Here is an 11,936-nt window from a genome sequence, read left to right as displayed (position 1 = left end):
CCGGTCGGACACGACAGGAGCGATCCATGACCGCCAGACCTCAGCTGCACAAGCGCAACACCCGACAGGACATCCAGGACGTCGCCCTGAAACTCTTCGTCGACCGGGGCTACGAACACACCTCCATGCGCGAGATCGCCGAGGAACTGCACATCACCAAGGCCGCGCTGTACTACCACTTCAAGACGAAGGAGGACATCCTCATCACGATCTCCTCCGGGCTGGGGGGCCCGGTCGACGAACTCATCGCCTGGGGTAGCGAGCAGCCCCGCACGATGGAGACCAAGCGTGAACTGCTCCGCCGCTACAGCGAGGTGCTCAAGGGGGCCACCCCCTCTTCCAGATCATGCAGGAGAACCAGGCGGCGCTCAGGGCACTGAGTATCGGCCGGACGCTCAACGACAGAGTGGCCGCGCTGTCCGCCCTGATGTACGAGCCCGACGCCCCGCTCCGGGCCCAGGTACGCATCTCCGATGCCCTGCTGAGCGTCCACTTCGGCGCCGTTTCGCTGCACGCCGTACAGGGCGACCCCGAGGAGAAGCGTCAGGCGCTGCTGGAATCCGCGCTGGAGACCCTGGAATCGGCAGCCACGGCGGGTCTGTGATCCCCGGGACGGCGGATGCCTCCCGCGGCCTGCCGTACCGATGCCAGCAAGTCCGCCTGGACCCGGCAGATCTCCTGGGGAGGACTGCCCGTCCGTACTGCCTCGGCGAACGCGGCCACCGTGTTCGCCACCTGGTCGTCGGCCTCCAGCAGTGACTCCTCGACGCCCGCCCGGGTCTCGACGACCAGGCGCGGACGGTGGTCGGCGCGCGGTGTGTAGGCGGCGTCGAGCGAGATGCGCCCGAGGCTGCCCTGGAGTTCGTAACCGCTGCGGTATCCGTGGTCCATGCCGAAGGCGATCTGCGCGATGACACCGTCGGACGTGCTCAGCAGAGCGGCACCCCCCGTGTCCACCTCGTCCCCGGCGCCGCCGGTGAGCTGCGCGCCCAGTACCCGCAGATCCTGCCCGAGGTGAGTCAGGGCGGCCCGCAGCGGATAGACGCCGACGTCGAACAGGGCGCCGCCGCCCAGTTCGGGCCGGTGACGGATGTCGGTGCCGGGCAGCCGGGGAATGGTGAACGTGGCCTGGCAGGCCCGCAGGCCGCCGATCACGCCCCGGCGCACCAGGCCGGCCACGGCGGCGTGCTGGGAGTGGTGCACGAACATGACGTTCTCCCTGAGTACCAGCCCCCGCTCCCGGGCGAGTTCCAGCAGCTGCCCGGTGCGGACCGCGTCGGTGGTGAGAGGCTTCTCGGCCAGCACGTGCTTGCCCGCCTCCAGCGCCCTCTCCACCCATTCGGCGTGCAGTGCCGCGGGCAGCGGTACGTACACGGCATCGACGTCGTCGCGCTCCAGCAGGCCGGCATAACCGTGGACGGCGGCCGCGCCGTACGGCGCGGCCATCCGCTCCGCCTTCGCCCCGTCGCGGCCGGCGATCGCCGTCACCGTGGTACCGGGATCCGCCGCCATCGCGGGAAGCATGCGGCGGCGGGCGATCTCCGCGCAGCCCAGAACACCGACACGGAGAGCCATCAGGCGTACTCCCTGGTGGCGTTGAGGCAGGCGAGCAGCGTGCGGGCCTGGACGTTGACGTAGTGGCCGTGTCGTACCAGCGCGGTCAGCTGTCCGGGCGTCACCCATGCGTAGCCGGCGGGCGGCTGCCGGGGCGCCTCCTCCTCGTCCGCCTCGACGAGGAGATAGCGGCTTTCGGCGTTCAGGAAACGGCCGCCCTCCTCGGAGTGCAGGGCCTCGTAGCGGATCCGGGACGGGTCGGCCTCCAGCACCAGGTCGAGGAAAGGCGGGCGCTCGTCGGACTCCAGGTGCGCGTAGTTGTCCGGCGTGTGCTGCACGGTCGGGCCCAGCTCGACGGTGTCGAGGAAGCCGCCCTCCACCCTTGCGTGCGCCAGGACATGCAGCACCCCGCCGAAGCGCCGGGTCACGAACGCCGTCACACCCAGCCCCAGGGGTTCGAACAAAGGCTGGGTCCACCGGGACACCTCACGGCTGCCCGCCCGTACGGAGACGGCCACCACCTTGAAGTACCTGCCGTCCTCCCGCTCGATGACGGACTCGCCCAGCCGCCACCCGGGCACGCTCTTCAGCGGTATCCGCTCGGCTCGCACCTCGTGCCGGGAACGCTCGGCGGTGAACCAGGACAGCAGCCCGGTGTCCGAGTGCAGGGCGCCCTGGTGCGGGTCGGCGAAGGGGACGCAGGACAGCACGGTGCGTGAATCCATGTTCACCACGTTGTCCTGATGCATCAGCCCATGCAGCTGACCTAACGTCAGCCAACAGAAGTCAGGAAGGAGTTCGACCTCGCCGGCCGCCTCGACGATCATGTTGCGGTTGGACTTCCGGAAGAACCAGGAGCCGTGCTCCGACTGCAGGACATCCGCCAGCACACGGTGCCGGTCGGGCTGTGCGAAGTGTTCGATGTAGTTGACGTCGGCGCCCTGATGGACCTTGGTGTAGTTACTACGGGTGGCCTGAACGGTCGGCGAGAGCTGAAGCAGTTTGCGGTTGCCCGGTTCCATCTTGGCCTGCATCAGAAAGTGCAGAACGCCGTCGAACTCCTTGACCAGGATGCCCAGGATGCCGACTTCCGGCTGTTTGATGATCGGCTGCTGCCACTCGCGGAAGGGTTCTGAGCCACCGGTGACGCTGAGTCCCTCGACGGTGAAGAAGCGCCCGCTGTGGTGGCCCAGATTCCCGGTCTCCTCCTCGAACGACCAGCCCTCCAGCTGATCGAACGGGATGCGCTCCACCTCGAATGTATGGGCGCGGCCGCGCTCCGCCAGCCACGGACCGAAGTCCTCGGTCCGTAGCCGCGCTCCTTCGGTCGTGGCCGCGGACCGGGCGATCCGGTCTGCCACGGCGGGGTCTTCTCGATCAAGCAGCGCGATGGGCGCGGCGGTGTCCGACAGCACAGTCAGTCCTCCTTGAATCTCGGTCAGGCTTCTCGGGATCGCATCAGACGAGGTTTTCCAGGTCGGTGACCACGGCGGCGGGGGTCGGCATGGCGCCCATCTCCTGCCGCAGTTCCCCGGCCGCCTTGGCGTATCCGGGGCCGGCGAGCAGCGTCTCCAGCGCAGCCGTCAGCTCGGCGGGGTCGTTCTGCCGCGCCGCGTCGTCCAGGCAGATCGCCGCCCCGGCCTCGGCCAGCCGGTCACCGTGCCAGAACTGGTCCGCCAGCTGCGGCAGTACGAGCTGGGGCAGGCCGAAGGACGTCGCGGTCATCGCGGTGCCCGAGCCGCCGTGGTGGACGACGGCCGCGCAGGAGTCGAGCAGCAGATGCAGCGGTACGGGATCTATCAGCCGCACGCCGGCGGGGACCGGGCCCACCGCCTCCCGGAACTCCTCCTCGACCGTCACCACCGCCTCGGTGCCGGGCAGCCCTTCGAAGGCACTCAGAATGTGCCGCATGAGCGGAACACCGTTGTAGGCGAGGGTGCGTCCGCCGAGGGACACGGCGACCCGCCTGGTCGTCCCGCGGGCCTGCTCCTCCCGTGCCCTCCATTCCTCCCGCAGCCACTGCGGGAGCTGCCCGTTGCCGTTGAACGGGACGTATCTCATAGGGGTGCCCGGTTCGATCCCGGGAAGCTGCAGGCTGGGCGGGCAGGGATCGAGTATCACGGCAGGTCGGGGCAGATCGGACAGGCCGAGCCTCTCGTACGCGTCCTTGAACCAGGTCCGGCCGTTCTCCAGCGCCGGACCCGACAGAGGGTCGACGCCCCACCGCTGCTGCACCACCGGCACGCCCAGGTCGGCCCCCACGATCAGGGAGATGTACTCCAACGGCTCGGAGACGATCAGATCCGGGTGGAACGAGCGGGCGAAAGCGAGGTAGTCCGGCAGTACCTCGACGGTCTGGGACATCCACAGCCGGCCGAAGTTCGACAGCTGGTCGAAGGGAGGACGGCCCCAGGCCTCCAGCGGGCGCACCCCGCCGATCCGCTGCCGGAGCATGGCGTCGATGTTGAGCGGGCCGCCGATCTCCACGGAGTTGAGGCCCGCCGACCGGGCGGCCTCCTGCACATCCGAGCGGCCGGCCACCAGCACCTCGTGGCCGGCCGCCCGCAAGGCCCAGGCCAGTGGCACGAGCGGGGTGAGGTGGGTGGACACGGGGGTGGTCATCATCAGGACGCGCATGAGTCGTCTCCTGCTGCGGTGGGAGCGGTGAGCGGTGAGGGCGGTGAACCCGGGCCGGGCCGGAGCGGACCTCCCGGCCCGGCCCGGTGCAGGGGCGGTGCATGAGGCGCGGGCTACGCGCCGGTGTGCTGGCGGACGTGCTCCCGTATCCACTCGACCACAGCCCAGGTCGGCGTCCCCGCGGAGAAGATCTCCGCCACGCCCTGCTGCTTGAGCGCGGGTATGTCGGCGCTGGGGATGATGCCGCCGCCGATGACGGTGATGTGCTCGCCGCCACGCTCCCGCAGCAGCTCCGTCACACCGGCGAACAGTTCAGTGTGCTCACCCAGCAGGCTGGAGACGCAGATCGCGTCGGCCCGTACCCGCAGAGCGGTTTCGACGATTCCCTCGGCGTTCTGCACCGGTTCGACGATGACGGTCTCGAACCCGGCCTTGCCGAACGCCTCGACGATCGGTACGGGAGGGCTGCCACCGCCGTCGGGCCCGGGCTTGGCCATCACCACACGGATCGCGGTCGCCTCACTCATCACTTGCCTCCAAAGTCATTGGGATCGTCAGTGCTGGACATCGCCGGCGGTCCGGGTCGCCGCCAACCGTTCGAGCGCGCCCACGACCTCCGCCGGCGGCGGAAGGGCGGCGATCTCCCGGGAGAGCAGGCGGGCCCGCTCCCGGTAGGACGGGTCGGTCAGCAGGGCCCGGCCCGCCTGCTCCACAGCTTCGGGAGTGTTGTCGTCGGGCATCAGGGTGATCGCGGCGCCGAAGTCGGAGATGCGCTGCCCGGCCTCGATGAAGTTGCCGCCCTGCGGCACGATCAGCTGGGGGACTCCGGCGTTCATCGCCGTCAGGGCGGTGACTCCGCCGGCGTGGTGGACCACGAGGTCGCAGGTGGGCACCACGACGTCGAGCGGTACCCAGCCGGCCCGTACACCGGGCAGTTCGTCACGCAGTCCTGTCGCCACTTCGTCGAGCGTCGCGATGACAGGCTCCGCGTTCAGCGCTGCCATGTCGGCCACCAAGCGGCGCAGGAACCCGGTCTCCTTCGCGAACACCAGGCGGCTGCCGGAGGTGATGAGCACCCGGGGACGCGCGCCCCTGGTGTACATCCACGGCTCCAGCTTCCGTTGCCCGTTGGCCGGGACCCAGCGCATCATCTGGGCGGGAGGGGCATCGTGGGGCCGGAGGCTCGGCGGGCAGATGTCGACGAAGAGGTCCGGATCGGGGAGCCGGTCCAGTCCCAGCTCCTTGAGCTCCGGCTGGAGCTCGTCGCTCGCCGAGGGGTCGGTGCGCCAGGCGTCACCGGTGTCCCATGCCTGGCGCACGTAGGGGACGCCGAGGCGGGTGGCGAGCAGCGGTGCGGCGTAGGACATCGAACCGCCCACCACCAGATCCGGCCGCCAGACCTCGGTCAGTTCCAGCAGCGCGTCCATGCAGGCGGCAGCCATGCGCCCGAACCAGCGGCCCGCGAAGTCCAGCTCCTGCTCCGGGGTCTCCGGCAGCGCGATGGGATTGCCCGCGCGGTCCGTCCTGCTGAACCTCCTTACCGAGGACGGTGCGATGGAGAGCGCGGGGATCCCCGCGCCCGCGATGTAGGGGACCATGTCCTCGATCGAGGCCATGAACACCTCATGGCCGGCGTTGCGCGCGGCGGTGGCGAGCGGAGCGAGGGCGAATACCGTCGCCGGGCTGCCACTCGCGATGAAGAGGATTCTCAACGTGGCTCCATGTGACGTCAGTCGATGATCAGGACCGTGTTGCCGTCGGGGTCTTTGACGAAGAACCTGTGCATCGTCGAATGCTGTTCGATCTCGGTCGGGCCGGCGTCCCGCAGGGCCTCACGGGCGGGCTCGAGCTCCGCTCCGGTGAAGGCGATCGCGATGGTGTCGCCCCCGGTATCACCTCCCAGGACGAGTTCCCGGCCCGACCCGGTGTCCAGCACGATCCAGCCGTCCCCCGACTTCACCGTCGCCAGCCTCAGCCGGTCCTGGTAGAAGGCCCGCATCGCCTCGAAGTCCTGACACTTGATCAGGGTCGCGGACAGTGTTCCGAACATGGTGCGTCTCCTTCTCAGCCGAGCAGGGTGCCGCCGCTGGCGTCGATGAATGCCCCCGTGACCCAGCGGGCGTCGTCCGAGGCGAGGAAGGCCACGACATCGGCGATGGCTGCCGGCTCTGCGACCTCGCCGAAGGTGCTCAGGCTCGACATGGCCGCACGGATCTCCGGGACCTGAAAGATGGCGCTGCCGTTGTCGGTGCTGCCCGGCGCCACGCTGTTGACGGTGATACGCCGACTGCCGAGGTGCCGTGAGAAGTGCAGGGCGATCTGCTCCAGGGCGGCCTTGGTCATTCCGTACGTCACCTGCTCGGGGCTGGCGACGCGGGTGAGACCGGAGGTGATATTGATGATGCGTCCGCCGTCGGGAATGAGCGAGAGGGCGCGCTGCACGATGAACAGCGGTGCCTTGGCGTTCACCGCGATCATCCGGTCGAACAGTTCGGATGTGACCTCCGCGGGCTGGAGGATGGACATGACGCCCGCGTTGTTCACCAGGACGTCCAGCGTGGTGTCACCGGTGTGCTCCTTGAGCCCCTTCTCCAGGCCTTCGAAGAGCGTGTCGATGTCACCCGGCACGCCCAGTTCGGCCTGCACGGCGAAGGCGCGGCCGCCATTCTTCTCGATACCGGCAATGACTTCTTGCGCCGCGTCCGAGCCGGTCGCATAGTGCACGGCGACGAGGGCGCCCTCGGATGCCAGCCGCTCGGCGACTGCCCGCCCGATGCCTCGGCTCGACCCGGTGACCAGCGCGGTCCTGCCGATGAGCTTGCCCATGAATCTCTCCTCTTGAGGGGTGAAGGGTGATCAGCTGCCGGCCGGTGCGCCGAACCAGCGTCCCAGCGCGGCCCGCAGACCGTCGGCGTCACCGCCGGCCCACGCGATGTGTCCGTCCGGCCGGACCAGGACGCTCTCCGTGCCGGACAGCACCCCGTCCGGCACGGGTGCCGCCGTGACCGTGCGGACACGGTCGGCCCAGGGGGCTGCCGTCGCGGACGGCCACGGTTCCGGCGGGCCGCCCTCGGTGAGATGCAGCAACAGTCCACTGCCCGTGCGCAGCGGTACGGCTGCGTTGAGCAGCCCCCGCTCGGTCTTCAGGTCGTACAGCGGCAGCCGGGCGCCGAGCAACGGGTCGCTGCCCGGGCCGTGGGAGTAGTGGGTGTCGAGGCCGCTGATCATTCCGGTGAGGTGGCCGGCCACCTCGTCCACGGCGATCAGTTCCTCGAAGACGGCTCTCAGGGCGTCCACTTCGGGGCCGCCCAGCAGGATGGCCGCCTGCGCGGCGATGTTGGCCAGGGTGCGCGCACCCACCGGATGCCGCTCGTGGTGGTACGTGTCGAGGAGTTCGGCGGGCGCCCGCCCCGACACGTGCGCCGCGAGTTTCCAGCCGAGGTTCATCGCGTCCTGCAGACCCAGGTTGAGTGCCTGACCACCTACCGGCATCTGGCGGTGCGCGGCGTCCCCGGCCAGCAGCACCCGGTTCCCGCGGTACCGGTCGGCCTGCCGACAGGTGTTGCCGAAGGCATTGGACCAGAGGGGCGTGCCGACGCTGATGTCCTCCCCGGTGACGCGCGCCCAGGCCCCGGCGATCTCCGCGAACGCCGGGGCGCCGGTCCGGAGCGCGGGGCGGCCGGCGAACTCGTGGACCATGACCCGCGTGACGCCGTCGTCCCGCCGGGCCGCGACGGCCAGTCCGGCGGCGAAACGCTGGAAGCGCCTGTTCGGGATGTCGATGCCCGCCACATCCGCACGCAGCAGTTCCCTGGAGGCGTCGGCACCGGGGAAGTCGAACCCGGCCAGCCGCCCTACCGTGCTGTCCTCGCCGTCGCATCCGACGATGTACGGCGCCCGCAGGCTCACGGATCCGTCCGGGCCCAGGACCTCCACCTCGACATGGCCGGGGTGTTCGGTCAGGGCGCTCAGCTCGTATCCGCGTCTGAGATCGGCCCCGAGGTCCGCCGCCCACCGCCACAGCAGCGCCTCGGTGCGAGCCTGAAGAACCTTCCACAGGCCCGGATAGCGGCTGTCGAGACAGCCGAAGTCGAGTGGGATGCCGCCGAAGTGGCCCTTCGTTTCGCTGGCCGGGATACCCAGAGGGCCGAGCAGGCCCCGCTGGTCGAGGATCTCCATGGTCCTGGCGTGCAGGGTCGAGGCCCTCGACTCGGTGATCGGTGCTGTCCGCTGTTCCAGCACGACCACGTGTGCGCCGCCCAGTCGCAGCTCACCGGCGAGAAGCAGGCCGACGGGGCCCGCCCCACCACGATGACCTGAGCGTCCATGCCGTCGGTGTCCACGCTCAGCGGTGCTTCTCGGCAAATTGCTTGGCGTGGCGCAGGGTCGTGCGGCTGTTGTGGCTCAGTGCGTCCTGGATGTGCTTTCTGGCCTGCGCGACACCGGAACCCTCGCCGAGAATCCCGGCGATGGTCTCGGTGTTGACGATGACGGTGTGCTGGGAAGTGGCGCTCACGCCGCCGGCGTTCTTCCGGAGAGTCCAGTTGCCGGTGTGCAGTCGCATCAATGCCGGCAGCGTCGTCTGCTTGTAGACGATCCGCTCGTGCGGGAAGCACACCCGGACAGATTCGGTGGTGTGAGTGTGCCCGTCCTTGGTCCGTGTGTCCATGCGCAGGAACTGCAGCCCCGGAGTCTCCTCGGTCAGCGTGCTCCCGGCGACGTGCGGCAGGCGGTCCGGCCAGAGCCGGGCCTCGTTGAGGAAGTCGTAGACGTCCTGTGCCTCGCCGTCGATCTGCACGGTGTCCTCGAAGGACAGAAGGAGTCCGTTCGGTCCGTCCGTCGACCGGTGGGCCGACTCGACGTTGGACTTGAGCGCGGCCAGTTCCGAGGTGCTGTTGCGGTCCACCGCGGAGTCGATCCACTCCAGGTTCGAGGCGTCGTCGCCGACGGCTTCGTAGTGGTGCAGCAGCCGTACCCGGGACTCTTCGCCGGACAGCGGCTCGATCACCCAGGCACCGCCCATAGCGGCGACAGGCGGTGTGGGTATCTCCTGCCGGAAGTCAATCCGGAGCCCGCCCGGGTCGAGCCGGCGGTGCGAAGTCCAGCTTTTCGCCTCACCGTTGGCTGTTGCCCATATCCTGATCCGCTCCGCGGCCTCAGTCTGCTCCACGATCTCGACGTGCACGGTGGGAGGAAAGATCTGGGGCCAGTTCTCCACCTCGGCGATCAGACGATAGATGGCGGTGGCGGGTGCCAGCACGGTGATCTCGTGCTCGACCTCTCGTACGGTCCGGTGCGGCATGGTTCTCCTTGCTCTGGGTCCGCGTGCGTGGGTGCGGCGGCCGGTACGGGCCGCCGGTGGCTCAGAAGTTCCCGAGTCCGCCGCAGACGTTGAGCGCCTGCGCGGTGATGGAGGCTGCTGTGTCGGTGGCGAGGTAGCCGACCAGGCCCGCGACCTCCTCCGGGGTGGAGTAGCGGCCCAGCGGGATCTTGGCCCGGAAGGTGTCGAGCACCGCCTCCTCCGATGTCTCGTACGCGGCGGCGTAACCCTGCCTGACGCGCTGGGCCATGGGCGTTTCGACGTATCCGGGGCAGACTGCGTTGACGGTGATGCCGGTCGGGGCGAGCTCGTTGCCCAGGGCCTTGGTGAAGCCGACGACACCGTGCTTGGACGCCGAGTACGGAGCGCCCAGGATGACGCCCTGCTTGCCCGCCGTGGAAGCGATGTTGATGATGCGGCCCCGTTTCTTGGCGTTCATGCCCCCCTGGGTCAGCACCTCGCGCGTCAGCAGGAACACACTGTTGAGGTTGGTGTTGATGACGTCGAACCAGAGCTCGTCGTCGATGTTCGCCGTGACCCCGCCTCCGCTGCGCCCGGCGTTGTTGACCAGTACGTCGATCGAGCCGAAGCGGGTGACGGCGGCCCGGACGACCGACTTGATGTCCGCTGCCGAACGGACGTCGCAGCCGGCTCCGTCGACATCGAGCCCCTCTGCCCGGAGCTCTTTGGCCGTGGCGGCCACGTTGTCGGCGTCACGCGCGCAGATGAATACCTGGTGTCCCTGGGCTCCCAGGGCGCGGGCGACCGCGAGTCCGATCCCGCTGGTCGCTCCGGTGACGAGAGCCACCCGGGGGTGTGATCGGGCATGTCCACTCCTGTATCGGTCCTGTGGTGATTCCGGTGGGCGAGGATTCGCCGGCCGGCCCGGGCGCGTACGCGCTCCCGTCAGCGGGAGGGGCCGAACCAGCGGCTCAGGGTCGTGGGCAGGCTCTCTTCGCTCTCCGGAGTCCACGCGATATGTCCGTCGGGCCGTACCAGGACCGCGGCGGTGCCCCGCAGCGGGCTGGTGGCGGAGAGGGCGTGCGGACGGGCGTTGACCGTGTCCACGTGGCCCGACCAGGCGGCTGCGGTTCCTCGCAGGGCCGCGTCGTCGGCGAGGTCCAGCAGAATGCCGTGGCCGGTACGAAGGAGTTGGGTGGAGCTCGTCTTGCCCGAGGGGCCGACAAGTTCCAGGTGGGGCATCCGCTGCCCCAGCAGGGGGTGCGGGCCGGGGCCGACGTCGTACCGGATCTCCAGCCCGCTGACCATGCCCGCGAGATGGCGGCTGACCTCGTCGAAGCCGATGAGTTCGGACAGTACGTCGCGTAGCGGCTGTACCTCGTCGCCGTTGAGGATGAGCAGCCCCTGGGCGAGGGTGTTCGTGATCAGCCGCCGGCCGACAGGATGGCGCTCGGAGTGGTACGTGTCCAGCAGGGTCGCGGAGGTGGTGCCCCGTACCACCGAGGCGAGCTTCCAGCCCAGGTTCACCGAGTCCTGGATGCTGGTGTTCATGCCTTGTCCACCCGCCGGCAGGTGCACATGTGCGGCGTCCCCGGCCAGGAACACCCGGCCCCGTCGGTACTCGGTGACTTGCCGGGCGGCGTCGGAGAAGGAACTCACCCACACCGGCCGGCCGTGGGAGATGTCCGTACCCATCAGACGCTGCCAGGCCGCCGCCACTTCATCGAAGGGCGGAGGTCCGGTGCGCCTGCGGGGTGGAGCACCGGATTCGCCCACGATGATGCGGTCGATACCGTCACCGAGGGGGCCGACAATGACCATCCCGCCGGGCACGTTCCGGCCGATCATGTGCGGCTCCAGGTCCAGACCCCGCACATCGGCGAGGAACAATTCCCGGGTGGCCGCAGTGCCGGGGAAGTCGAAGCGCGCGGCCTTGCGCACCACACTGCGCCCGCCGTCGCAGCCCACCAGGTAGGCCGCGCTCAACGTCGTCATGCCTTCGGGTCCGCGGACGCTCACCTCGACGCGGTCCTGCCCTTCTTCGAAGGAGAGCAGCTCACTGCCCCGCCGGATGTCGGCGCCGAGCTCCGTGGCCCACTCCTCCAGGGCTTCCTCCGTACGGGACTGGGGCACTGTCCTCGCGGCGGCGTGGGCGCCTTCCAGCACACCGAAATCTACGGCCAGACCACCGAAATGGCCTTGATTGCTGGTCTCGACCTCACCAAGCCGGGAAAGCAGGCCGCGCTGGTCGAAAACCTCCATTGTGCGCGTGGTCAATCCCAGGCCCCGGGATTCACCGGTGCGCTCCGGCAGGCGCTCCAGGACGATGACTTCGGCACCGGCGATCCTTAGCTCCCCGGCCAGCATCAATCCGGCCGGGCCCGCACCGACCACAATTACCGATGTATCCATGAACCTCTCCTGGCTGTTTAAGCGTATCCCGCAGGGTCATCGGCAGATATGG

The 11,936-nt window shown here is 69.3% G+C and carries 11 protein-coding genes and 1 pseudogene; 1 reads left to right on the top strand and 11 read right to left on the bottom strand.

Annotated features, from left to right (window positions below; all coding sequences use genetic code 11):
* The first annotated feature begins 26 nt into the window (after window positions 1-26).
* Window positions 27-604 (top strand): annotated as a pseudogene (locus tag LNW71_RS22790) (TetR/AcrR family transcriptional regulator).
* Here LNW71_RS22790 and LNW71_RS22785 read toward each other — a convergent pair.
* From LNW71_RS22785 to LNW71_RS22735, 11 genes are all read right to left on the bottom strand, one after another.
* Window positions 544-1,575: a Gfo/Idh/MocA family protein gene (locus LNW71_RS22785; RefSeq protein WP_250969919.1), complete on the bottom strand. Its 1,032-nt coding sequence runs from the start codon at window positions 1,573-1,575 to the stop codon at window positions 544-546. The pseudogene LNW71_RS22790 and the gene LNW71_RS22785 sit on opposite strands and share 61 nt — an antisense overlap.
* Entirely contained in the window at window positions 1,575-2,966 is a 1,392-nt protein-coding gene (locus tag LNW71_RS22780; RefSeq protein ID WP_250972111.1) for an NDP-hexose 2,3-dehydratase family protein, read from the bottom strand. The genes LNW71_RS22785 and LNW71_RS22780 overlap by 1 nt, the downstream gene beginning before the upstream one ends.
* A 46-nt stretch (window positions 2,967-3,012) precedes the next feature.
* Window positions 3,013-4,191 (bottom strand): nucleotide disphospho-sugar-binding domain-containing protein, encoded by a 1,179-nt coding sequence (locus LNW71_RS22775; RefSeq protein WP_250969918.1) that lies wholly within the window; start codon window positions 4,189-4,191, stop codon window positions 3,013-3,015.
* 113 nt (window positions 4,192-4,304) lie between these two features.
* Complete coding sequence (locus LNW71_RS22770) at window positions 4,305-4,718, bottom strand: cobalamin-dependent protein (RefSeq protein WP_250969917.1); 414 nt, start codon at window positions 4,716-4,718, stop codon at window positions 4,305-4,307.
* Between the two features lie 27 nt (window positions 4,719-4,745).
* Window positions 4,746-5,903, bottom strand: a complete 1,158-nt coding sequence (locus tag LNW71_RS22765) for a nucleotide disphospho-sugar-binding domain-containing protein (RefSeq protein WP_250969916.1) — start codon at window positions 5,901-5,903, stop codon at window positions 4,746-4,748.
* Window positions 5,904-5,920: 17 nt separating this feature from the next.
* Window positions 5,921-6,241 (bottom strand): VOC family protein, encoded by a 321-nt coding sequence (locus LNW71_RS22760; protein ID WP_250969915.1) that lies wholly within the window; start codon window positions 6,239-6,241, stop codon window positions 5,921-5,923.
* Window positions 6,242-6,255: 14 nt separating this feature from the next.
* Window positions 6,256-7,017, bottom strand: a complete 762-nt coding sequence (locus tag LNW71_RS36540; RefSeq protein ID WP_250969914.1) for an SDR family oxidoreductase — start codon at window positions 7,015-7,017, stop codon at window positions 6,256-6,258.
* A 30-nt stretch (window positions 7,018-7,047) separates the two neighbouring features.
* On the bottom strand, window positions 7,048-8,439 hold the full coding sequence (locus tag LNW71_RS36535; RefSeq protein ID WP_250969913.1) for an FAD-dependent monooxygenase: 1,392 nt from the start codon (window positions 8,437-8,439) through the stop codon (window positions 7,048-7,050).
* 97 nt (window positions 8,440-8,536) lie between these two features.
* Window positions 8,537-9,493 carry an aromatase/cyclase gene (locus LNW71_RS22745; RefSeq protein WP_250969912.1) on the bottom strand — a complete coding sequence of 319 codons (957 nt, stop codon included), beginning with the start codon at window positions 9,491-9,493 and terminating at the stop codon, window positions 8,537-8,539.
* A gap of 61 nt (window positions 9,494-9,554) precedes the next feature.
* Entirely contained in the window at window positions 9,555-10,319 is a 765-nt protein-coding gene (gene fabG / locus LNW71_RS22740; protein WP_250969911.1) for a 3-oxoacyl-ACP reductase FabG, read from the bottom strand.
* 98 nt (window positions 10,320-10,417) lie between these two features.
* Window positions 10,418-11,884 carry an FAD-dependent monooxygenase gene (locus LNW71_RS22735; RefSeq protein ID WP_250969910.1) on the bottom strand — a complete coding sequence of 489 codons (1,467 nt, stop codon included), beginning with the start codon at window positions 11,882-11,884 and terminating at the stop codon, window positions 10,418-10,420.
* Window positions 11,885-11,936 lie beyond the last annotated feature (52 nt).

Source organism: Streptomyces sp. RKAG290, assembly GCF_023701695.1.
In the GTDB taxonomy this organism is placed as follows: domain Bacteria; phylum Actinomycetota; class Actinomycetes; order Streptomycetales; family Streptomycetaceae; genus Streptomyces.
Note: the sequence above shows the minus strand (reverse complement) of the source record. Positions and strands in the feature narration are given on the sequence as shown.

Excerpts from the sequence above, each read along its gene's own strand:
- LNW71_RS22785 (WP_250969919.1), bottom strand. The coding sequence starts at position 1,575 with ATGGCTCTCCGTGTCGGTGTTCTGGGCTGCGCGGAGATCGCCCGCCGC.
- LNW71_RS22775 (WP_250969918.1), bottom strand. The coding sequence starts at position 4,191 with ATGCGCGTCCTGATGATGACCACCCCCGTGTCCACCCACCTCACCCCG.
- LNW71_RS22770 (WP_250969917.1), bottom strand. The coding sequence starts at position 4,718 with ATGAGTGAGGCGACCGCGATCCGTGTGGTGATGGCCAAGCCCGGGCCC.
- LNW71_RS22760 (WP_250969915.1), bottom strand. The coding sequence starts at position 6,241 with ATGTTCGGAACACTGTCCGCGACCCTGATCAAGTGTCAGGACTTCGAG.
- LNW71_RS36540 (WP_250969914.1), bottom strand. The coding sequence starts at position 7,017 with ATGGGCAAGCTCATCGGCAGGACCGCGCTGGTCACCGGGTCGAGCCGA.
- LNW71_RS22745 (WP_250969912.1), bottom strand. The coding sequence starts at position 9,493 with ATGCCGCACCGGACCGTACGAGAGGTCGAGCACGAGATCACCGTGCTG.
- LNW71_RS22735 (WP_250969910.1), bottom strand. The coding sequence starts at position 11,884 with ATGGATACATCGGTAATTGTGGTCGGTGCGGGCCCGGCCGGATTGATG.